Source organism: Methylotenera sp. E1MeOHC1 (assembly GCF_058745595.1).
This window is the reverse complement of record NZ_CP196025.1, coordinates 1037371-1060353: the sequence shown is the minus strand read 5'-3', so window position 1 is coordinate 1060353 and position 22983 is coordinate 1037371. Positions and strand designations below refer to the sequence as shown.

Annotated in this window: 15 protein-coding genes, 1 other RNA gene and 2 pseudogenes; 16 read left to right on the top strand and 2 right to left on the bottom strand. The window is 43.5% G+C overall.

Annotated features, from left to right (window positions below):
• Nucleotides 1-51 precede the first annotated feature (51 nt).
• Nucleotides 52-148, bottom strand: an RNA gene (gene ffs, locus ACSSU7_RS04840) — signal recognition particle sRNA small type.
• A 103-nt stretch (nucleotides 149-251) separates the two neighbouring features.
• A complete protein-coding gene (locus tag ACSSU7_RS04835) occupies nucleotides 252-1322 on the bottom strand; it encodes an HD domain-containing phosphohydrolase (protein ID WP_492517585.1) in 1071 nt (356 codons plus the stop codon).
• Nucleotides 1323-1574: 252 nt separating this feature from the next.
• Between ACSSU7_RS04835 and ACSSU7_RS04830 the strand changes: the two genes are divergently transcribed.
• The 16 genes and pseudogenes from ACSSU7_RS04830 (at nucleotide 1575) to fliS (ending at nucleotide 22983) form a co-directional block, all read left to right on the top strand.
• Entirely contained in the window at nucleotides 1575-3074 is a 1500-nt protein-coding gene (locus ACSSU7_RS04830) for a sensor histidine kinase (protein WP_492517584.1), read from the top strand.
• A gap of 33 nt (nucleotides 3075-3107) precedes the next feature.
• Entirely contained in the window at nucleotides 3108-3758 is a 651-nt protein-coding gene (locus tag ACSSU7_RS04825) for a response regulator (RefSeq protein ID WP_492517583.1), read from the top strand.
• Nucleotides 3759-3961: 203 nt separating this feature from the next.
• A complete protein-coding gene (locus ACSSU7_RS04820) occupies nucleotides 3962-8953 on the top strand; it encodes a tetratricopeptide repeat protein (RefSeq protein ID WP_492517582.1) in 4992 nt (1663 codons plus the stop codon).
• A 58-nt stretch (nucleotides 8954-9011) separates the two neighbouring features.
• A pseudogene (locus ACSSU7_RS04815) lies at nucleotides 9012-9212 on the top strand (N-acetyltransferase); the annotation flags it as partial.
• Between the two features lie 138 nt (nucleotides 9213-9350).
• Nucleotides 9351-9449, top strand: a pseudogene (locus ACSSU7_RS04810) (N-acetyltransferase); the annotation flags it as partial.
• Nucleotides 9450-9476: 27 nt separating this feature from the next.
• A complete protein-coding gene (locus ACSSU7_RS04805) occupies nucleotides 9477-12329 on the top strand; it encodes a glycosyltransferase 61 family protein (RefSeq protein ID WP_492517581.1) in 2853 nt (950 codons plus the stop codon).
• Between the two features lie 3 nt (nucleotides 12330-12332).
• Entirely contained in the window at nucleotides 12333-13859 is a 1527-nt protein-coding gene (asnB, locus tag ACSSU7_RS04800; RefSeq protein WP_492517580.1) for an asparagine synthase (glutamine-hydrolyzing), read from the top strand.
• Nucleotides 13853-14272, top strand: coding sequence for an FAD synthase family protein (locus ACSSU7_RS04795; protein ID WP_492517579.1), 420 nt, complete (start codon nucleotides 13853-13855; stop codon nucleotides 14270-14272). Before asnB ends, ACSSU7_RS04795 begins: the two co-directional genes overlap by 7 nt.
• A gap of 56 nt (nucleotides 14273-14328) precedes the next feature.
• Entirely contained in the window at nucleotides 14329-14739 is a 411-nt protein-coding gene (locus ACSSU7_RS04790; RefSeq protein ID WP_331018898.1) for a sugar 3,4-ketoisomerase, read from the top strand.
• Nucleotides 14740-15864 carry a DegT/DnrJ/EryC1/StrS family aminotransferase gene (locus ACSSU7_RS04785; RefSeq protein WP_492517578.1) on the top strand — a complete coding sequence of 375 codons (1125 nt, stop codon included), beginning with the start codon at nucleotides 14740-14742 and terminating at the stop codon, nucleotides 15862-15864. It abuts the gene before it with no gap.
• A gap of 52 nt (nucleotides 15865-15916) precedes the next feature.
• Complete coding sequence (locus ACSSU7_RS04780) at nucleotides 15917-16945, top strand: methyltransferase domain-containing protein (protein ID WP_492517577.1); 1029 nt, start codon at nucleotides 15917-15919, stop codon at nucleotides 16943-16945.
• 41 nt (nucleotides 16946-16986) lie between these two features.
• A complete protein-coding gene (locus ACSSU7_RS04775; RefSeq protein ID WP_492517576.1) occupies nucleotides 16987-19071 on the top strand; it encodes a tetratricopeptide repeat protein in 2085 nt (694 codons plus the stop codon).
• Between the two features lie 334 nt (nucleotides 19072-19405).
• Nucleotides 19406-20203, top strand: a complete 798-nt coding sequence (locus ACSSU7_RS04770; protein ID WP_135277445.1) for a flagellin N-terminal helical domain-containing protein — start codon at nucleotides 19406-19408, stop codon at nucleotides 20201-20203.
• Between the two features lie 72 nt (nucleotides 20204-20275).
• Nucleotides 20276-20650 carry a flagellar protein FlaG gene (locus ACSSU7_RS04765; protein WP_492517575.1) on the top strand — a complete coding sequence of 125 codons (375 nt, stop codon included), beginning with the start codon at nucleotides 20276-20278 and terminating at the stop codon, nucleotides 20648-20650.
• A gap of 146 nt (nucleotides 20651-20796) precedes the next feature.
• Nucleotides 20797-22482 carry a flagellar filament capping protein FliD gene (gene fliD, locus ACSSU7_RS04760; RefSeq protein ID WP_492517574.1) on the top strand — a complete coding sequence of 562 codons (1686 nt, stop codon included), beginning with the start codon at nucleotides 20797-20799 and terminating at the stop codon, nucleotides 22480-22482.
• A 21-nt stretch (nucleotides 22483-22503) separates the two neighbouring features.
• A complete protein-coding gene (gene fliS, locus ACSSU7_RS04755) occupies nucleotides 22504-22983 on the top strand; it encodes a flagellar export chaperone FliS (RefSeq protein ID WP_492517573.1) in 480 nt (159 codons plus the stop codon).

The window sequence follows — 22983 nt, the reverse complement described above, 5'->3', positions numbered from 1 at the left end:
ATTATTAGGAGGTTCTTTGGCTTTTAACATGTGCTTTAGCTAAAGAAAAGAAGAGGCGAGCCTTTACCCCGGCACTTGCTTAATAGTTGTGGCTGCTTGCTTCCGCACCTGACCAGGTTGGCTACTTCACAATGCGGGGAGGCCCGCCGGACGTAATTTTACAATACTTTGCCGGATTTACGTTAGTGCTTTGTTGATATTTGTGTTGCTGGCTAAAATTTTGTGGTGGTAAGTATTGCTGCTTAAATTGCTTAAGCCTCGAATTGCGCAGGATTTTCTTCTTCGTTAGGTTCATCCAAGAATGCATTTTTGATGGTGATGACTTCACCAAAGTCACTCAAAAATGCCTCTACGCATGCTGGGTCAAAGTGTTTGCCGCTGCCATCTCGCAGTAGTTGGCAGGCCTCTTCAATAGACCAGGCTTTTTTGTAGGGGCGTGCTGAGGTAAGCGCATCAAATACATCTGCCACTGCAACAATGCGGCCAAATAGCGGGATGTTTTCACCAGATAGACCATATGGGTAACCATTGCCATCATATTTTTCATGATGAGTCAGTGCGATTTCGGCTGCAACTTGTAGCAACGGGGAACTGCTAGCGCTAAGTAGCTCGTAACCAATTTCTGCATGCCGCTGCATGATGGCAAACTCTGCCGGAGTGAGGCGGCCAGGCTTAAGTAAAATGGCGTCAGGAATACCTACTTTGCCTATGTCGTGCATAGGGGCAGCCTCAAGCAGTAGTTCCTGTTCTTGCACTGATAGCCCCAGTACATGTGCAATATGCTTAGAATAATGCGCCATGCGCTGAATATGGGCGCCAGTTTCCGGGTTGCGATACTCCACTGCCTTTGCCAGACAGAAGATGGTTTCGCGTTCTTGATCTTTAACTTTTCTGGTTGCTTTGCGTATTTCGTCTGTTAGCCATGCTGCACGGTCGATTAATTTTTTCTGGTTTTGGCGTAATGCCAGCATGTTTCTGGCGCGGGTAATGAACTCAATATTATCTAAAGGCTTATTCAGAAAGTCGGTAACCCCGCTGCCAAGCGCTTTTTGGCGGACAGTACTATCGTTATTGGCGGTCACCATTAATACGGGAATGTCTTCGTAGTTAACAAAGCCTCTGAATTGCTGGGTGAACTGAATGCCGTCCATTTCACGCATGGCATAATCTACTACAACCAAATCTGGCTCATTATCTCTACACCATAGCAGCGCTTTAACCGGGTTGGTAAATGCGATTGCCTCATACTCTGGGATCTTTTTAATGAGATGTTTCAGTAAAGTGATATTGAGTTCGGTGTTGTCAATTAATAATATGCGCATGTTCTTTCATTAGCCATTGATTAAAGCACCCCGCAATTATGTCTTAAAATAGGGTGGGTAGAACAGTATATTGGTACTATTTTGAATAAGTGCCATTTATGTGAAAATAAAGCTGGGCTTGAGTGGCAGCAAGTTGGGTGGGGGATTAATCCTTTTGTATGGGTACTTAAATGTATAATGGATTTATCTGTAGAAGGCTGTTTTTGTGATGTTGTATTTATATAACTTATTGAAAAGATAAGGTTTAATCAAATGACTGTTTCAGCCAATCTGCCTATTGCTTCTCTGCCGGCATTTTTAAATGAGGGCTCGCCGTTATTAAATGAGCTGCTGCACGCAGTTGCCGATGAAATTTACGTGTTCGATGCGCCTGATATGAAGCTGGTGTACGCAAATGCAAGTGCATTAAGCAATACTGGTTATGATCTGGCTGGTTTGCAAAAGCAGCAGTTATCCGATGTGCTGGGTGTGTCCAAAGCTAAGCTCCATGCACATTTGCATGCACATGGCGGTGAAGCTAAGTTTTTACGTTTAATGCAGGATCAGGCGCCCGTAATCGGGCGTATTAGCCATGAACAGCTACGCGTTAAAATCATTATCATAGAGCAGGCCACTTTTTTGTTATTGATTAAAAGTGATCTGTCACCCATTTCAGGCAGCGATTGCCATGATTGCGCACAAACTTTCAATCAGGTGCTGATGGATAGTGAGTCTAGAGTAGAGGCGATTATCTCCAATACGCCGGGTTTGGTATTTCAGTTGCAGCTTGATCCGCGCGGCGATATTGTTTTTACTTACCTTAGTGAGGGCTGCAAGGCGTTATTAGGGTTTAATGCCGCGGACCTGATGCAGGAGTCAAAACTGTTTTTTGCGATGATGAATCCTAGGGACAAGGCTTCATTAAGAAAGCGCTTAGTGCAGTCTGCGGATGGGCTTACCCAGTTGGATTGGGAGGGAAGGGTGTGGATTAATGACTGGCAGGATAATAAGTGGGTAAATCTGCGTGCAATTCCCAAGGTGTTAAATGATGGTGTGATTCAGTGGGTTGGTATTATGATTAATATCACTCAAAGCAAGAATGAGAAACTTGAACTGCAGGAGTCTCGCCATGAGTTAGCGCAATTAACCGCGCATATGAACCAAATCAAAGAGTTGGAGCGTACTCGGATAGCGCGAGAAATACACGATGATTTAGGTGGGAATTTAACAGCGATTAAAATTGGCTTGACGTCTATTATCAATCGCTTGGCGACGGGTCTGCCAGTATCTGCTGAGCAAGCAAAAGGTTTGGAATCAATTGTAGACAATACATTTGAGGCTATACATAAAATATCGAGCGATTTAAGACCGAATATATTAGATTTAGGTATTGTGGCGGCGCTTGAGTGGCAGGCTAAAGAGTTTGAAAAGCAGGTGGGTATATCGTGTACTTTTACTACGAATCAAGCCGATATTGTGGTGACGCCGGATCAGGCCATTACTTTATTTAGAATATGTCAGGAGTCGATGTCTAATATTGCTAAGCATGCCAATGCGACCTTGGTACATGTCGATTTGCATTTACATTATGGTGAAATAATCATGAAAATTAGTGATAATGGTATTGGTATTAATACTGCCGATACTTATAAGCCTAATTCTTTTGGTTTAAGGGGCATGCAGGAACGAGTTTCCGCTTTATATGGTAGCTTTGACATAGACCAATTGGCTGATCAAGGTACGGTTGTTGCGGTCACTTTGCCAATAGAGTAGGGTGGTTGTTCAGAGAATGAAACGATGGTGTGAATGATGAGTAAAAAACCTAAAATAAAAGTCATTATCGCAGATGATCATGCCATTTTAAGGGCTGGCCTCAAGCAAATCCTGTCTGAAACTGAGGATATATTGGTGGTTGCAGAGGCGCAAAATGCAAACGAAGCCATTAAGTTAGGCTCGCAGCCTGATGCGGATGTGTTGTTGCTGGATATTTCGCTGCCAGATAGAAGCGGCATGGAGGCGCTTAAGTATATCAAGCGAGAGAACAGTCATATTGCCGTGCTGATGCTTTCTATGCATAGAGAAGATGAATACGCGATTCGCGCTCTAAAATCTGGTGCTGCCGGTTATTTATGCAAGCAAAGTGCTTCATCAGAATTAGTAAATGCTATTCAGACGGTGGCTAGAGGAAAAAAATACATTACCCCAGAGGTGGCGGAAATCTTGGCTAATCAGATCGGCCGAGATGATCAAAAAGCGCCACATGAATTGCTCTCGGATCGCGAGTACCAGACCTTTATCATGATTGCTTCCGGTTTATCTGTGACGGATGTCGCCAACAAGCTTTCGCTTTCAGTCAAAACGGTCAGCATGTATCGCGCTCGTTTACTGGAAAAAATGCAGCTCAAACACAATGCAGAATTAACACATTATGCTTTTAAGCATCATTTAGTCAGTTAAGGCGAGTGCTTAGTGGATTTGCTTGGAGTGATGGTAGGTGTTCTGCCAAATTACTCCAAAATTAGTCAAAGTAAGCTGCTTTTATATATTTATTTCGGGTATCAAACGTGTAGTGGTTTCAGAATAATGTCATTATCTAAAATTAGCGGCAATCACATGTTATATTGCTATTTGCTTGTTAAAACTATGGCTGAAATAGGGTAATGGTTAAAACTAAAAATAATACAAATCCTGCTTTAGATGAAATGAACGCCTTGCTCGCGTTGTTTAATCAAAGAAAACTCTCTGAAGCGCTGGCCTTAGCCTTATCCATGGTTAAGCAATATCCTAAACATGGTTTTGTCTGGAAGGTATTGGGCGCTATTTATCAAAATCAGGGTGCAATGGATTTGGCGTTGCAGGCATTAAAAAATGCAGTGCTATTTTTAGCGGATGACTATGAGGCGCAATACAACCTAGGTAATTGTTTTTATGATCAGCAGCAATTAGATGCGGCGATTGACTGTTACCAAAAAGCGATTCAGCTTAACCCTGGTTTTGCACAAGCACATTACAACCTAGGCAACGCATTTAAAAAACAAGAGTTATTGGAGCAGGCAGAGCTAAGCTATAAAAATGCTTTGCGTTTTGATGCTAATAACATTTGGATTTTTGATAATTTAGCGCATGTACTTTACGAGCAGGGCCGCTTTGCTGAGGCAAAAGCTTATTACGATAAAGCATTAGCCATACAACCGGATTTTGTTGCGGCACATATTGGCTTAGCTGCCGTAGCTAAGGCTTTAGGGCAACTGCAAGATGCAGAAGACGGTTTTAATAAGGCGATTGCAATTGGTGCCGAATTTGAGGCGTATAGCAATCTAGCAGACCTGTTACATGCCGATGGGCGGCTTGCAGAGGCAGAGGCATGTATACATGCTGCAATTCTGGCGCATCCTCAGTCCGTTGATGCATACGTCAAAATGGCGGTGTTTTTAAGGACTCTGGGCCGAGTGCCTGAGTCTATTCCATACTTTATTCATGCGTTATCTATTGACCCCACACGTAAAGACGTGCACGTTGACCTTGGCTTGGCAAAAGCTGAGCAAGGTTTCTTCTCAGAGGCTGAGGTATGTTACCGCCGCGCCATCGAATTAGCTCCAGATTATTGGCTGGCATATAACAATTTAGGCCTAGCTTTACACCGAATGGAGAGGTACCAGGAGGCTGAGCTGGCTTTTAATCAGGCCATCGCGCTTCATCCCGGCGAAGCCTTACTTTACAGTAACTTAGGATTAACGCTAGCCGCACTAGGGCAAATTAAAAAGGCAGAGGCATCGCTCATTAAAGCGATTGAAATCTTGCCAGAATATGTGAATGCGCATATCAATTTGTGCACCAATTATATTGCGCAAGGCCGCCTAGATGAGGCTGAGCAAGAGTGCTTTGAAGCGCTTAAATATGACCCTGCCTCCAATAAAGCCAGAAGTAATTTATTGTTCGCCATGAATTACTCTGGGCATCATAGTGCCGAGTATCGCCTGCAACAGGCGCTTGAGTTCGATAAGATGGTTACCGGTAAGGTGGAGCAAGTGTTCACCGCTTGGCATACCAATACTCAAGCCAAGCGTTTACGTATAGGCTTGATGTCTGGCGATTTGCGTCAGCATCCAGTGGCCTATTTTTTGGAGCATTGGGTCAAAAATATTGATTTCTCTAAGTTTGAACTGACTGCCTATTTGACAGACACTCGTGAAGATACGTTTACCGGACGCCTTAAACCAAACTTTGCGCATTGGAAGTCATTAGTTGGTATGACCGATCAAGCTGCTGCTGAGCTGATTCATGAAGATGGCATCGATATTTTATTTGACCTTTCAGGGCATACATCAGGCAATCGCATGCAGATACTCGCTTGGAAGCCTGCACCGATTCAAGTGAGTTGGCTGGGTTACTTTGCAACGACAGGAATGAAGGCGATAGATTACTTTATTGCAGATGAAGTTGGCGTGCCGCCAACTCATCAAGCGCATTTTGCTGAAAAAGTAAAATATGTGCCCGATACCAGGTTGTGCTTTACCGCACCGCATGTGGCGGTAGAGGTTTCAGTTTTGCCTGCACTCGCCCGCGGTTATATTACTTTTGCCAGCTTTCAAACCTTGGCAAAAGCGGGCGATGAAGTATTGGCGTTGTGGGCCGAGGTGATGCGTGCTGTACCTAGCTCCAGGTTGCGCTGGCAGTGTAAGTCGTTTGGGGATGCTGATGTGGTGGCTAATATGGTCGCCAAATTTACCAAATTAGGGGTTGATGCAGATAGGCTGACGCTACTCGGTTCGGTATCGCGTGAAGCTTACTTTGCCTCGCATCACGATGTAGATCTGATTTTAGACACATTCCCTTACCCAGGCGGCACTACTACTTGTGAGGCGCTGTGGATGGGGGTTCCTACCCTTACACTGGCCGGTGATAGTTTAATTGCAAGGCAAGGCGCCAGTATGCTCACCGCTGCTGGCCTTGCTGATTGGGTGACAGAGACTAAAGCAGAGTATCTGTATAAAGCGTTGATGCATTGTAGTGACTTGAGTCGGCTGTCTGACTTAAGAGCGGGGCTTCGGGCACAGGTGCTTGCCTCACCCTTGTTTGATGCAGAGCGCTTTGCCATGAACATGGAAACTGCAATGCTTGAAATGTGGCATGCACATATCGATAAGATCGGCCGTGATAGTGTAATGCCGCAAGTACTGAAAACTCAAGAGACTCAAGTGCAGCAGGAGCGTTATGTGCAAGTTATTAGCGCTACTCGCTATTCGGAAGAGGATTTTTGGCACAAGTCTGCGCTCGGTCTCTCCCTGCATCGGCATTTAAAACAAGATAGCGGCATCACTACGAAAGTGGCTTTTAATAACACGCTGGGGCTTTCTACAGTATTTAACCAAGCGATAGAGCAGGCGGATGATCGCGCTATTCTGGTATTTGTGCATGATGATGTATGGATCGATGAGGCAAACTTTGTCGACACGCTGATTGCCGGGCTAACGCATTTTGATGTGATTGGGGTGGCTGGTAATAAACGCAGATTGCCCAATCAGCCAGCGTGGTTATTTACCGATACGGCCCTCACTTGGGATGAGCCTGAGTATTTGAGCGGTACGGTATGGCATGGCCCACATGCCTTTGGTGAAGATAAATTTTATGGAGAAGTACCTGCTGCGTGTGAGTTGCTTGACGGCGTATTTTTTGCTGTAAGGAAGTCAGCACTCAATACTGCGCATGTGAGATTTGATCCGCAGTTTGACTTTCACCTGTACGATATAGATTTTTGCCGCAGTGCTAGAGAAGCAGGTTTAAGCTTGGGTACATGGCCTATTAAGCTAACGCATCAGAGTAAAGGTGCCTTTGGTTCAGCGCATTGGGCACAGAAGTGCCAGCTGTACTTTAATAAGTGGGAAAGCAATACGCCCCAACAGCAGGCGCTACATGATGCAATGAACGGCGTGATGCAGATGGCTCAGCAGCACGAAACGGACGGTCAGTTGGAGCAGGCTGCGACTCTTTACCAAGAAGTATTAAATATCCAACCCGACAATGCAGAAGCCAATTATCGGCTGGGTATTCTAGCGTTTAACCTGCATGGCGTTAATGAAGCAATACCGCTGCTTGAAAAAGCCGTGCAATCTAAACCGGAAGATGAGCAATATTGGGTCACTTATATTGATGCGCTCATGCAGTCTGCAGATGTTGCAACGGTATTAGAAGCTTTGGAACTGGGGCAGAGGTTTGGTTTAACTGCAGAAACCGCACAAGTGATTGCTGAAGATTTTCTAGCGCAAATTGACGCCCAGGCGCAACCCGTTACAACCAACCCTTTATGCTCAAATGAAGCCATTAAGCAATGCCTGATTGAGGTGTTGGGCACCAATATCAAAGCAATTAACGCAGCATCGTCTAAAAGCAGTATCTCTCCACATTTAGATTTGTCTGCATTCGAACCCACAATGAATGCATTGCTCAACGGCAATCAGCATAACGAAATTCTGTCGCTCATCTATAAGTCGCTTAGTGCCATCAAGCTGCAACCGGAATTTATTGGCACCAAAGTTTTTACGCCATATTTTGATCAGGTGTTAGAAGCAATAGCACTTGAGTTGAGTGATGTTGTTGCTAGAGAGCAGAAGCTGGCAAATGTAGTGATTGCCTCAGAGGTTTACGATTACGGTGGTCATACCAAAGTTATACAAGAGATTTTAGCGTCGGTTGAAAACCCAATTTTAATCATCACCGACATATATGACCGCTTTGCCAAAAATAATTTATTTGAAAAAGTTGCCTCGTTATTTAACTGCCCAGTATTAATTCTGCCAAGCGAAGCTTATTTAGATAAAGCCAGAAGGTTAGCGGCCTTTATCAACACTTGCGCAAAAAATGTATTTATTCTGTCTCACCATGAAGATGCCGTGGCAATCGCAGCGTGTCAAAAAACATTGGATGCTAAGTATTACTTTGTGCACCATGCAGACCATAACCCGGCATTGGGTAATACAGTCTCGCACTTTAGCCATGTGGATTTATTTGAGCCTATGGCTAAACTTTGCGCAGAAGACTTAAATAAAGCAGTGGTTTGCCTTCCTACATCTTCTAATGATTTAGGTGCAAAGAAGTTTGATTATCCTATCCAACAACTCTCTACTGTGACTGCAGGTTCTGCTAGCAAGTTTTTGATGGCTGGTGAACTTAGCTTGAGTGGCATAGTTCGAGCGTCACTGCAAATCTGTGGGGAAAAACATTACCACTTTGGTGAGCTTTCTGCTGAGCAGGTACAGATGATTCAAAATGACTTAACGCAGGCTGCGATAGACCCTACGTTATTTGTGTATTTGGGAAATGTGCCATCTCTATGGGAAGGGCTACTTGCGATAGATGCCCATATTTTTCTAGGCTCAGCACCAACTCCTGGTGGAAAATCTAATCTAGAAGCTGCAGGTGCTGCGTATCCCTTACTTGCTTATGTACCAAGCGATGCGCCACGCTATTTGTATGTAGGTGCAGAAGCAAAAATTGGTGTAACGTGGTCTACGCTAGATGAACTGGGGTTAGGTTTAAGGAAAATTATGGCGGAGCATGCGCAGTTCTCTCAACAATCTAGGCAGTTTTATGTATCAAATTGCTCTAGTGAAAAGTTTAAACAAAAGCTAATCCAGCTTTGTGATGCAGCTTAACTGCCTATTTTTATTAATTTATGCCAGTGACAATGTGTAGTAGTAATTAGGGTTATTCATGTCAAAAAATATTCATCCGCTCGCCGACTGCCAATCCCAATATATCGGTGAAAATACGCAAATATGGCAGTTCACCGTGGTTTTGGCTAACGCAACAATAGGCGATAACTGCAATATCAACGCACATTGCTTTATCGAAAATGACGTAGTGATTGGCAATAATGTCACGGTTAAATGTGGTAACTATCTATGGGATGGCATTACGATAGAAGATGATGCTTTCATCGGCCCTAATGTCACCTTCACTAATGATAGATACCCAAAATCTAAAAATACTGCATTTAAGTTAGAAAAGACTATCGTTTGCAAAGGTGCATCTATCGGCGGTGGCGCCGTGTTGTTGCCCGGCATTAGAATTGGTGTCGGTGCAATTGTCGGTGCTGGTTCAGTGGTGACAAAAGATGTTGCTGATTATGAGACAGTGATCGGTAACCCAGCAAGGCCAAAGAAGGGCTAGCATTAAATGAGTGATCTTCTAGATAAATCAAAATTTGAGATTTTCGAGCTGGGGACTGTTGATGACACGGTTGCTAAATTTGGCGGTATCAAGCTAAAAGAGCAGGTTACCTACGTTACGCCTGCGATTCCCATGTTTGGGGAGCCATGCTCAAATGTTGGTGTGTTTGAGGCGCATGCCTTAACGCATCCTGCAATTTATTGCGCTGTAGTGAGTGACTTTAAGCTGATAGGCGCCGCAGCTTTCCCCATTATTCAAAATAAAAGCATCTGTCATCAATACTTTTCTACAGAGTATTGGGAAACCTCAGAGCAAGCTACATTGAGTTGTTATATTAAGCAGGATCAAAACATGATCGGCTATCGTCATATAAAAGAACGACACAATTACACATGTAGCGTTATCAATCTTGTCGGCAATGGATCATACAACTATGCACACTGGATGACTGAATTTCTACCGCAGCTTGTATTGCTGAAAGAGCAAGGCGTAGACTTATCAGCCTATAAAATAGTGGTTGATTCAAGATCATACCCAAGTATGTTAGAGGCACTGTTTTTATTAGGGGTCACAGAAGACCAGCTGGTTAAAGTAGATGCCATGTCGTTAAATACCTTCCCTGAAGCACTGTGGGTGAGCCCTGTGGCAAATGTCGTATTTCAGCGCCCCAATGCTATTTCTTCGGATGCCTTACATCAACTTGCCGAGCCACAGCATGCCATTTTTCACCCTGATGCTTTAATCGCAACTAGAAATACTTTTCTAGCGTTAGTGGCGCAGGAGGGGTGTGAAACCGCACCCGAGAAAATTTTCATCAAAAGATTTTCAGGTAGGCAGTATCACGCACGATCTGTGGTGAATGAGGCTGTGATACAGAAAAAACTGGAGTCAGAAGGTTTTGTTAGTATTGACCCTAGTACTTTAAGTTTTACAGAGCAAATCAGAGTATTTAGCAAAGCAAAATATATTGTGTCAGCCTCTGGTGCGGCTTTACTTAATATGATTTGGGCGCCAATAGGTGCAAAAATTATCGTGCTGATGAATGATGCCAAAGTGGTCAATTATTGGTATTTCAGCAATATCGCTTTTGCAGTTGGGCATCAACTGAGTTATGTACTGGGTAAGGCAGTGAATACAGGGAATTGGAATGATATTAATCATGCGGACTTTGTGATTGACTATCAATGTGTTTACCAAGCACTTAATGCAGCAGGGCTTAGTGTAGCGTTTGCCGAGATTGCTTCCCAAGAAGAACTGGAGAAATTACCTGTAGAGGAAGTGCTTAAGCATGCTGTACAGCTTCAGCATGACAGTTTATTTGAGCAAGCGATTATTGCGTATAAAACTATTTTAGCGAAAGAGCCTAGTCATGCAGAGGCTAATCATCATTTAGGTGTCATTGTTGCGCAAACTGTAGGTGCCGTAGACGCTTTGCCTATGCTGGAAGCAGCGATTACAAGTAAGCCAGAGTGTGAGCAGTTCTGGGTAACCTACATTGATGCGTTGGTGATGTCAGATGCAATAGCACAAGTGGTTGATGCATTGGCATTGGGGCTGAATTTTGGTTTAGCTTCGACAACGGCAGAAATCTTAGGACAGGACATTTTTTCTCAGTTAGATATTACGCAGGTAGATGAAGATAAGAAGCGCTTGCTTGCTTTAGTTATGCGCTTAAAACATGCAAGGTTGCTCAACGAAAAGCAACAGCAATCTAAAATTAAAGTGGTGTTTCTAGTATTGCAGGAAAGCGTATGGAAGTTAGATTCTGTCTTTCAGGCGATGTTAGGTGATCCACTGTTTGATCCAGTAGTCCTAGTTTGTCCATGTATTTCGTTTCAACATGAGGAAATGTTGGCAGAGTTAGCAACTACCTATCGTTATTTTCAGAAAAAAGGCTACCCTGTTATTAACTCATATATTCAGAATACGGATAGCTGGGTTGACTTGCAGGCACTAGCCCCGGATTTAATTTTCTTTACCAACCCGCATGGGATTACCCGATCTGAATATTATGATTTAGCGTATCTGAGTTACTTGTCTTGCTACGTCCCCTATGACCATCAGGTTTCCCAGTACAAAGATAATCAAGATCAGTATAACCAGTATTTTCACAATGCAATGTGGCAGATATTTGTGCCGCATGCTGAGTCTAAAGATATCTTCACGCACACGGCTACTACGCAAGGTGTCAATGTGAGCGTGACAGGTTACCCTGCTTGTGAGCCCTATATTGATATTGCCCCGCAAGGTAAATCTGCTTGGAAGCCGCAAGACAAAAATAAAGCCAGATTAATTTGGGCACCACACCATACTATTGACTCCCCTGAGTTGCCATATTCAAACTTCTTGCAGTATGCAGACTTGTTCCAGCAATTGGCTCAGCAGTATTCAGATGAAGTGCAGTGGGCGTTTAAGCCGCACCCCATGCTGAAATTCAAGCTTTATGAGCATGCAGGATGGGGTAAAGAGAAAACTGATGGCTATTATGCATTTTGGGAAAGCCAACCCAACACGCAGTTTGAGGACGGTGAATACCAAGATTTATTTATACAGTCAGACGCGCTGATACATGACTGCGGTTCGTTCCTTGCGGAGTACTTATATTTAAGAAAACCGGTGCTGTATTTGGTTGCAACGGCTAATATTAAAAAATATCTCAACCCATTTGGCGTAAAAGCATTCGATGCTTGTGAGCATGCTTATACAAAAGAAGAGATTGTTCATTTCATCGATACTTTTTCAACGATATCAATGAAAAAGGTAAATGCATTTTATCAAAACCAAATCGCGCCTTATTTTGAAGGGGATAAACCTTCAGCAAAAATAATAGCTAACATCAAACAGGGTTTTGCCCATTAATCTATGTGCGGTTTTTTATTCCAAGTTTCTACATCAGCCCCTGTCAATGAGCCGCTTTTCTCACAGGCCCTTAACTCAATGCGTTGGCGTGGCCCAGATGCGCAGAGTTTAGTATCTGAGCAAGATGGAAAAGTTAAAATTGGACACTGTCGTTTATCCATTATAGATCCGCTTGCACGGTCAGATCAGCCGATGCTATCCAGCTGTGGTCGATATCTGATTGCTTTTAATGGTGAAATTTACAATCATTTGGCTCTAAGGCGGGAGCTCGGCCTCCAGTGTAAAACTACTTCAGACACTGAAACAATATTGGAAGCATACGTAAAAGTAGGTAAGCAGGTTTTTCAGAGGCTTGATGGTATGTTTGCCTTAGTTATTTACGATAAGCAGACATGCAAGTGGATTGCCGCCAGAGATGCTTTTGGAATCAAGCCCTTATTTATTTCTAAGAATAAAGACAATGTAATCTTGTCGTCGGAAGCCTCTGCTATCGCATTGATGACTAAGGCTAATGTTTCGCAGCAGTCTCTAGATGAATGGCGTTTGATTCGACGCCCGATACCAGGTAAGACTTTTTTCGAAGGGATTGATGAGCTTCTGCCCGGCACTATTGTAGATAGTGATGGTTATGTGGGCAGTCACTGGCATTGGGAGCCATCAGAGCACGTATTTAATCAGGAAAAATTCGAAGATTTATTAACCAGCTCAGTAAAAGCACATGAGTTAAGTGATGTGGAGAATGTGTCATTACTGAGTGGAGGCTTGGATAGTGCTCTTATTTCTGCGTTATCAAGTGTAGAAAAGTGTTATACAGTAGGTCTTATCCAGAATAATGAGTTCTTAGGAGCCGAGGATACTGCACAGTATCTACAGCGTGATTTAATTAAAGTAAGTTTGCATGAGGATGAGTTAGTAGAGGCTTGGCAATATTTAACCAGACTTCGAGGGGAGCCCATAGGCTTACCAAACGAGGGCTTGATCTATAGCGTCTGCAAGGCAATGAGCCCGAATCAGAAGGTGGTGTTGACGGGTGAAGGGGCTGATGAATTGCTATTTGGCTATGATGGGATTTATCGATGGGCATTAGGTAGTGCGCCGCTAGATCCCGTTAGTTTTTTGAGCCGTTATGGGTATTCGGCAAGTGCGGCAACAGAGAGATTGTTGGACTATGTAAGCGATTTGATGCGTAAAAAGCCAGCGATTGATTTTGTTGAAGACTTTTTCTATCAGCTACATTTGCCTGGCTTGCTACGCAGAATGGATTTTGCTTCAATGGCTGCTTCAAAAGAGGCGCGTGTGCCATTTGTGGGTAAAGAGTTAGTGGCTTACATGTATCGTCAATCCGCACAGATTAAAATTGATGGTGAGTATTCAAAAATTCCACTAAGGGTGTTTGCAAAAAAACTAGGTTTGGATGGCGCCTTGAGTAGAAAAAAAATAGGCTTTAGCGCACAGTTAAATCAAGCAGCTTCAAGATATGATGATTATGGCAGTTTTCAAAAGATAGTATTGGAGTCATTAAAATGGTAGTTGGCTATACAACCGGTGTATTTGATTTGTTTCATATTGGGCATGTCAATGTGTTGAGAAACGCCAAGTCGATGTGCGATCGGCTGATTGTTGGCGTTACTACGGATGAGTTGGTTGCTTACAAGAATAAGAAAGCCGTCATTCCGTATGAAGAGCGGGTGGAAATCGTTAGAGCCTGTAAATATGTGGACTTAGTTGTGCCACAGCAAAATATGGATAAGATGGATGCTTACGATCGGTACAAGTTTGACATGGTGTTTGTCGGTGATGACTGGTATAAATCTGACAAATGGAAAGAGTTTGACGATGCGTTTACCTCTAAAGGGGTGCGAGTGGTTTATTTCCCTTACACACAAAATGTTTCATCAACTCTCATCAATGAGACATTGCTAAAACTTAGAGGCATTGAGTAATCGTCTTTCATTCACCGAAAGCCGTTCATTAAGATTAATTTTTAAAGAGTCCTGTCATGCCATTAGAAGACTGCAGAATCATTGAACTTCCCAAAATCCACGAGCCTCGCGGTAATTTGTCTTTTGTGGAAAGCAATAACCACATCCCCTTTGGTATAGAGCGTGTGTATTATGTTTATGACGTGCCCGGCGGCTCAGATCGTGGTGGGCATGCGCATAAAGGATTGCATCAGCTGATTATTGCAATGTCCGGAAGTTTCGACATTACGCTAGATGACGGCAAGGATAAAAAGAAATTTCATCTGGCACGTTCCTATTACGGCTTATATGTATGCCCGATGATCTGGCGGGAGATGGATAACTTTTCATCAGGTTCTGTATTGATGGTGTTAGCTTCTAATAAGTATAGTGAAGACGACTACTATCGTAATTATGATGATTTTATGAAAGCCAGATGGGTAAAGTAAGTGAGCGAGATACGAGTACCATTTTTAGACCTTAAAGCCGCTTATAGCGAGCTAGAACATGAGTTAGATGGCGCTGTGCTTAGAGCTAGCCGCTCTGGCTGGTATATCGGCGGTAGTGAGGTGGAAAGCTTTGAAGTAGACTTTGCTGTTTATACTGAGGCCAAATACTGTGTAGGCGTGGGTAATGGCTTAGATGCCTTAACGCTGGCATTGCGTGCTTTAGATATAGGTGCGGGTGATGAAGTGATTGTACCTTCGCACACCTTTATTGCTACATGGCTGGCGGTGAGCGCTATAGGCGCTAAGCCGATTCCTGTTGAGCCGGCAGAGGGTGGCTATAATATTGACGTTGCTAGCATCGAGCGTTTTATTACACCTCGTACCAAAGCCATTATGCCCGTGCACTTATATGGCATGCCTGTGGATATGGATGCGATTTGTGCGTTGGCTAAAAAGCATGGCTTAGCCGTGGTGGAAGATGCAGCACAAGCGCACGGTGCTAAGGTGCGTGGAAAGAAAATTGGTAGCCACGGTGATGTTGTCGCCTGGAGTTTTTACCCTGGTAAAAATTTAGGTGCATTAGGTGATGGCGGGGCAATCACCACCAATAATGAAGCCATTGCATCACGCGTGCGCGAACTGGGCAATTATGGCTCGGCCGTTAAATATTACAATGAAGAGCGTGGCGTCAATAGTCGTTTGGATCCAATTCAGGCCGCAGCGCTTTCGGTAAAGCTCAAGCATCTTGATGCATGGAATCAACGTCGTCAGGATATCGCAAAAATCTATAGCCAAACTTTGAGTGGTTTGGCATTAGGGCTGCCTCATGTACCCACATGGGCAGAGCCAGTGTGGCACTTATATGTGGTTGCTACGCCTGAGCGTGACGTATTGCAATCACAGCTGGCGTCAGCTGGCGTACAGACCTTGATTCATTATCCCGTGCCACCGCATTTGCAAAAGGCTTATCAGGTACTTGATATCAAAGCTGGTAGCTTGCCTGCTGCTGAGCGGTTAGCAAAGCAAGTGCTGAGTTTGCCAATTGGGCCGCATTTAGCCGCGGCTGATATCGAGCATGTGCTCTCGGTGTTAACATCAGTTTGTCCTGTTGTAAGCCAATCATAATTTTTTATTAAGCTAATTTATATACAAGTAATTTTAAAAAGAGAATCTTTGAATGAAAACTTTTTTACATGTGGGCTGTGGTCCTCTTTATCGTGACCCAGTAACGCAGCAACCTAACCGCCCACAGGGATTTGATCTCAATAGTTGGAATGAATTGCGCTTAGACATTAACCCAGCAGTGAATCCTGATGTGGTCGGCACTATGACTGATATGTCTGCAGTGCCATCAGGCAGTGTAGATGCTATTTTTTCATCGCATAATATTGAGCATCTTTATCCGCATGAGGTGCCAATTGCGTTAGCCGAGTTTAAGCGCGTGCTCCGCCCTGAGGGTTTTGTTGTGATTACTTGCCCAGATTTGCAGTCAGTCTGTGCATTGGTAGCGCAGGGTAAGTTAACTGAACCTGCCTATATTTCTGCCGCGGGGCCAATTGCCCCGCTGGATATCCTGTATGGCCACCGCCCACCGATGAGTCAAGGTAATCTTTATATGTCGCACCGTTGCGGTTTTACACTAAATGTATTACTCGGCACTTTAGAGTCAGCGGGTTTTGCTAAAGTGGTTGGTACCTGTAGGCCTGATTATTTTGATTTATGGGCGCTCGCTTGCGTGTCAGATATTGGTAACGAGCAATTGTTAAGTCTGGCAAGGCAGCACCTGCCAGAGCAGCCTGCTAATGCAGGCCAAAGTGAGCAAGCAACGCAAGACATGCAGCAGGCAATTCAGGATGTGTTAACCCTTGCGCAGTCACATCAGCAAAATGGCAATTTGGCAGAGGCGCAAAACTTGTATTTGGAAATATTGAATATTGAGCCACGACATGCAGAAGCTAACTATGGTTTGGGTTTGATCGAGGCGAATCAAAAAACCGCGGCGGACGCGCTGCCTCGCTTAGAGATTGCCGTAGAGTCTAATCCAGCCATTGAGCAGTACTGGGTATCTTATGTAGATGCCTTAATGTTATCTGGCATTACGCATTCTATCGCTGATGTATTAACACTTGGCCAGCAGCATGGGCTTCAGCCTGAAACTGCACAGGTATTAGCTAATGAGCTAGCTGAGCTACTGAAGGCTAAGTAATTTTCACGTATGGTGATGTCTGATAGATGTGATGTATTTATATGACTAAAAACACTGAAGACATTACCTACACGCTGCAGCGTGCGCTACAGTTACATGAGTCTGGTCATTGGCTTGAAACTGAGCAGCTATTACACACCATACTAGCGGTTAGCCCTCATCAACCTCAAGCCAATTACCATTTAGGCTCGCTATTGCTAGAAAGTCTACGCGCTGCAGAAAGCTTGCCCTATTTTAATGCGGCACTAGAGCAGGACCCTCAAGAGGCCCAATACTGGCTGGGCTATATTAGTGCTTTGATTGACGCTAGCCATTATGAAGATGCTAAGCTCGTGCTTACTTATGGGCGTGATGCTGGTCTTACTGGTGAGCCGGTCGAGTATTTGGAACAGTTACTAGCAGAGCGGGAGGTGGAGAGCTTGCAGTTAGCAGCAGTGACTGCTGAACCAGTGCCGGCTGCGAATGTACAAGAAAAGCTGATTCAACTGTTTCTAAATAAGCACTACCCAGCGGCTGAAGCTGCATTACAACAGTTACTGACAGCTTACCCCAAATGGCTCGTTGGCTGGAAAATGATGAGCGACATACTTTTGGTGCAAAAAAAGGATGCCAGATTGGCTGCGAGTAATGCCTTGGCATTAAATCAAGATGATGCGCAGGAGTATTGTTATTACGGTTTAGTGCTCAAAGGGCAGGGCGATTTGGTGAACGCTGCCGTCGCTTTTAAACATGCAATCAAACTTCAGCCCGATTACGCTGCTGCTTACAATAATTTAGGCATCGTTACTAAAGATATGGGCGATGTGCCGACTGCTGTGGCTTATTATCGTAAAGCACTAGAAATTAACCCTGGTTACGCTAGCTGTTACAGTAATTTATTATTTTGCCTTGCACATGCTGACATAGTGAATGCTGGAGACTTATTTGCGGAACACCGTAAATTTGGATCTCGATACGAGGCGGTCTATAAGTTAGCTTGGCCCAAACACTCTCATCAATCTAGTGTGACTAAATGCTTGAATGTAGGGTTTGTATCTGCTGATTTCAGAGAGCACTCATTAGCGAATTTTTTTGAGCCTGTGCTCCAGCATCTGTCACAGGAGGCAGATATTACATTGCATGCTTATGCAAACAATGCGATAGAAGACGAGGTAACGCAGCGACTTAAGCCTAAATTCAAATATTGGATTAAAGTTGATGAACTAACCGATACAGCGCTTGCTGAAAAGATTAGGGCAGATCAAATTGATATTCTCGTGGATTTGGATGGACACACCGCAGGCAATAGGCTGATTAGCTTTGCCATGAAACCTGCTCCCATCCAAATTAGCTGGCTTGGCTATCTTGCCACCACGGGTTTAACGGCGATGGATTACTATTTGGCGGATGCACACCTTCTTCCGCCAAGCATGTTTGATCAGCAGTTTACGGAAAAGATTGTTCAATTACCCGCTAATGCACCGTTTACTCCATCCGCATTGTCCCCAGCAGTGTCTGCTTTACCAGCACTTAATAATGAATTTATTACTTTTGGGTGTTTTAATCGCGTGGAGAAAATCACACCAAGCGTTATTGAGTTATGGGCAAAGTTATTAAACGCAGTGCCAAATTCAAAGCTCTTATTAGGCGCAATGCCTAAAGATGGTAGTTATGACGGCGTGATTAATCAACTTTCCAGCCATGCAATTGGTGTGGATAGGCTGGTTATTTATCATCGCAGTACCATGGAGAATTATCTAACATTGCATGAACTCGTGGATGTTTGCTTAGACACCTTTCCATCCAATGGGGTGACTACGACTTGTCATGCGGCGTGGATGGGAGTGCCAACTATATGTATAGAGGGGCAAAGCCTCATGAGTCGCGGCGCAATGGCTGTGATGCTGCATTTAGATTTACCTGAGTTTGTGGTGAAGTCGCATGAAGACTTCATTAGTAAAGGTGTTTACTTGTCAGAGCATTTGCAATATTTATCTGAAGTGCGCGTTGCTTTACGCAAAAAATTTAATGATTCTGCACTGAATAAGCCCAAGCTTATTAGCGATAATTTAACGCTGGCACTACGCTTTATGTGGGCTAGATGGTGCAATAATCAACCTGCCATCTCATTCAAAGTGCCAGATTGATTAAAGTTGATTTTATTTATTTAACATTTAAAATCAATATGTTAAATGTATCTAATGTATCTTCTCTACCGCAGTTATCTATATTCTTGTTAAATCCACATTAAAGATTTTTTTAATTGAACCGATATCCTAAACATCAGGATTGCTTATTCAACAGCTGATAAAGAAAGTGTAAATAAGGAAATTCAGAATTTAAAAAATATTTAAATCTGCCCCTAAACTTTCTAAAAAACTGTCCGATAACAGAAATAACAGCAGCGCAAATTGAACTGAATCTGCAAAGCTAACGGCAATAAGATGTAGTTGTAATTAACTAAATATTAGGAGAATTAACATGGCTTCAGTTATCAATACAAACCTTGCGTCATTAAACACACAACGTAACTTATCAGCTTCACAAAGCTCATTAAACACATCATTACAACGTTTGTCATCAGGCTTGCGTATCAACAGCTCTAAAGATGATGCTGCTGGCTTGGCAATTGCTACACGTATGGACTCACAAGTACGTGGTCAACAAGTAGCGATCCGTAACGCGAATGACGCGATCTCTTTTGCACAAGTTGCTGAGGGTGGTTTGTCAAAACAAACTGACGCATTGCAACGTATGCGTGAACTAGCTGTTCAATCAATCAACGGTACTAACACAAGTACAGACCGTGCAAACTTAGATGCTGAGTTTACACAGTTGTCAGCTGAGGTTTCACGTCTTTCAACAGCTACAAAATTCAACGGTACTTCAGTATTCGGTGCTGCTCAAACTTTCCAAGTTGGTGCTGACGCTGGTGACACCATCACTACTGCCTCTGTATCTGCAGCTACCATCACAGGTAACGTTTCATCAGTGGCTTCTGCATCTACTGCGATTACCGCGATTGATGCTGCGCTAACTGCTGCAAATACTAGCCGTGCAACACTGGGTGCGATTCAAAACCGCTTTGAATCTGTAGTAAGCAACCTACAAATTTCAGTAGAGAACCAATCTTCAGCTAAATCACGCATCATGGATGCTGACTTTGCGGCAGAAACAGCTAACTTGACACGTGGTCAAATCTTGCAACAAGCAGGTACAGCGATGTTAGCGCAAGCAAACTCACTACCTAACAACGTGTTGTCACTGTTAAGAGGTTAAGTTTTAGTAGCGTAAAAGCCCTTATCACCCACAGGACCGATCATCCTGTGGGATTTTTAGGAGGATGAAATCATGTTTAATTCACCAATAGATGGTTATGGTGCAGTAAAAAATCAGGCCGCCGCGCAAAATATTGCCGGGGGCCAAAATGCCATTTCAGGCCCGACAAGTGCTAAAGCGGTAGAAAGTGTCAAACCGGAAACTAGGCGATCCGCAGAGATTGATAAAACGGCCTTATCAAATGCAGTAAATAAACTGAATGAGCTTGTTGCACCAGCGTTGCAAACAGTTCAGTTTACGATGGATGAAGAGTCAGATCGTGTGATTGTTCAAGTTGTTGATACTGCAACCGATAAAGTATTAAGGCAAATACCTAATGAAGAAGTGTTAGCATTTTCTAAAACTTTAGGTAGATTGCAAGGTCTAGTAGTGAGAGAACAAGCCTAATTTGTAATAAGAAGCTTATTTTGATGCTTTATTAGGTAAATGAATTGTTGTTTATAAACTATGCTTGTTAGATTAAATGTAGTTGTATTGTTGATGTGTAAAGAGTGACAAGCATTTAACGAGTAATTTTAACGAGGAGAATCATTATGGCTACAACTTCAGGAATAGGCTCTGTCCTTGACGTTAACACCATTGTGAGTAACTTGATGAGTGTTGAAAAAGCCCCTTTAACTAAAGTGGCTACACAAAAAACGGCATATCAATCACAAATCTCAGCATACGGTACGCTCAAAAGTGCGTTGTCTACGTTTCAAACTTCCGTTAATGCACTTTCAAGCTTATCTAAATTTAATGCGCAGAGCGTAACATCAAGCAACACTAGCGTGTTAACCGCCACTTCAAGTGGTAGTGCTACAGTGGGTAGTTATGATATTAGCGTTAGCCAGTTAGCTAAATCCCAAAAATTAAGTGTTGGTGGTTTTTCCAGCGTTTCTGATGTAGTTGGTACCGGTAGCCTCACTATTTCGTTCGGTACGTTTACGCCAGAAGTAGCTGTTCCATTTGCTGCGAGTTCTTTTACGCCAAATGCAGCTAAAGCTGATCTTAATATCACCATTGATAGTTCTAACAATACATTGGCAGGTGTGCGTGATGCGATTAATGCAGCCGATACTAGTGTGACTGCCACTATTGTTAATGACGGGACCACTAATCGCTTGGTGATTACCTCAAAAGATACTGGCGAGGTTAACAGCCTTAAAATTGCAGTGGCTGATGGTGACGGAAATAACCTTGATGCGTCAGGTTTGTCTAAGTTGGCATATGATCCGCAGGCAACAGCCGGTAATGGTAAAAATTTGTCCGTATTGCAAGATGCTAAAAACTCTATTTTAAAAATTGATGGCATTGATATTGTAAAGTCCAGCAACTCAATCACCGATGCAATCGAGGGTGTGACACTCAATCTAGTTGGGTTGACCTCAGGTAGTGCGCTGAACTTATCTGTCGCAACTAACCAAGATGCAGTTAAAACCTCAGTGACTTCTTTTGTAGACGCTTACAATAAGTTAGACACCACTTTACGTAACTTGACCAAGTTTGATGAAACTGGCCAGGCGAATGGTGCTTTATTAGGTGACTCTACCGCACGCTCTGTGATTAATCAGATTCGCGCTGTGATGAATACTGCGATTGCTAACGGCAGTTCGATCAATTCACTTACACAGATTGGCGTGACCTTTCAACGTGATGGTAAATTGAGTTTAGATAGCACTAAATTTGCCAGTGCTGTGAGCAGTAATTTTAATGATATCGCAAGCCTGTTTGCTGCTACCGCTAGAGCAACAGATCCTCAAGTGAGTTTTGTGAGTAGCACATCCAAAACGAAAGAGGGCACTTATGCTATTTCGGTAACGCAGCTTGGATCTACTTTATTGAATGCGCAAGGCACTATTAATGGCGTAGCGGCTGCAGGTAGTAGCACTACCTTACGAGGTGCGTTGGGTGATGACAGTGAGGGTTTAACCGTTAATGTAGCGGGTGGCGCATTAGGTGCGCGCGGCACTGTTAGTTTTAGCCAAGGCTACGCCTCTAAGTTAAGTACGCTATTAGATAGCTTGCTTAGCGAGGATGGCATCTTGGCAGCAAGAACCGATGGTATTAATAGTTCTATAAAACGTTTAGATACTCAGACTGAGCGCATCAACTCTCGTTTGACGGCAATTGAAGAGCGCTATAGAGCGCAGTATTCAAGACTGGATGTTTTGCTCACGAGCATGTCGTCTACTAGTGCTTTCCTTACACAGCAAATAGCAGCACTTAATGCAAATTAATCAACAGTAAAGGTTATCGTTATGTTTGGACTAAACCAAAAAGGTGTTAACGGATATGCCAAGGTTGGTGTAGAAACTGGGGTGCTGGCGGCGAGCCCGGTTAAGTTAATTGTAATGCTTTACGATGGTGCTATTTCTGCATGTCATAGTGCTATTGCCTCTATGCAACGTAAGGATATTGAGCAAAAAGGTGCAATGTTATCTAAGGCTATCATGATTATTGAAAGCGGCTTACGACTTAGCCTAGATAGAAAAGCTGGTGGTGATATTGCTGAAAGCTTAGATGCGCTTTATGCCTATATGAGTAGTAAATTGGCTTCTGCTAATGTACGTAATGAACCAGCGCAAGTGCAAGAAGTGATTAAGCTACTGCTGGATTTAAAAGGGGCATGGGAGGCGATTGATAATAACAAAGCAACGGCTCAGGTGTTGAATCAAGCAAAAAGTAACCAGCAAGGGTTAGGTGCTGCGCAAGGGTATGCGCAACAGGCTAAAGTTTAG

Excerpts from the sequence above, each read along its gene's own strand:
- ACSSU7_RS04835 (WP_492517585.1), bottom strand. The coding sequence starts at position 1,322 with ATGCGCATATTATTAATTGACAACACCGAACTCAATATCACTTTACTG.
- ACSSU7_RS04830 (WP_492517584.1), top strand. The coding sequence starts at position 1,575 with ATGACTGTTTCAGCCAATCTGCCTATTGCTTCTCTGCCGGCATTTTTA.
- ACSSU7_RS04825 (WP_492517583.1), top strand. The coding sequence starts at position 3,108 with ATGATGAGTAAAAAACCTAAAATAAAAGTCATTATCGCAGATGATCAT.
- ACSSU7_RS04820 (WP_492517582.1), top strand. The coding sequence starts at position 3,962 with ATGGTTAAAACTAAAAATAATACAAATCCTGCTTTAGATGAAATGAAC.
- ACSSU7_RS04805 (WP_492517581.1), top strand. The coding sequence starts at position 9,477 with ATGAGTGATCTTCTAGATAAATCAAAATTTGAGATTTTCGAGCTGGGG.
- asnB (WP_492517580.1), top strand. The coding sequence starts at position 12,333 with ATGTGCGGTTTTTTATTCCAAGTTTCTACATCAGCCCCTGTCAATGAG.
- ACSSU7_RS04795 (WP_492517579.1), top strand. The coding sequence starts at position 13,853 with ATGGTAGTTGGCTATACAACCGGTGTATTTGATTTGTTTCATATTGGG.
- ACSSU7_RS04790 (WP_331018898.1), top strand. The coding sequence starts at position 14,329 with ATGCCATTAGAAGACTGCAGAATCATTGAACTTCCCAAAATCCACGAG.
- ACSSU7_RS04780 (WP_492517577.1), top strand. The coding sequence starts at position 15,917 with ATGAAAACTTTTTTACATGTGGGCTGTGGTCCTCTTTATCGTGACCCA.
- ACSSU7_RS04775 (WP_492517576.1), top strand. The coding sequence starts at position 16,987 with ATGACTAAAAACACTGAAGACATTACCTACACGCTGCAGCGTGCGCTA.
- ACSSU7_RS04770 (WP_135277445.1), top strand. The coding sequence starts at position 19,406 with ATGGCTTCAGTTATCAATACAAACCTTGCGTCATTAAACACACAACGT.
- ACSSU7_RS04765 (WP_492517575.1), top strand. The coding sequence starts at position 20,276 with ATGTTTAATTCACCAATAGATGGTTATGGTGCAGTAAAAAATCAGGCC.
- fliD (WP_492517574.1), top strand. The coding sequence starts at position 20,797 with ATGGCTACAACTTCAGGAATAGGCTCTGTCCTTGACGTTAACACCATT.
- fliS (WP_492517573.1), top strand. The coding sequence starts at position 22,504 with ATGTTTGGACTAAACCAAAAAGGTGTTAACGGATATGCCAAGGTTGGT.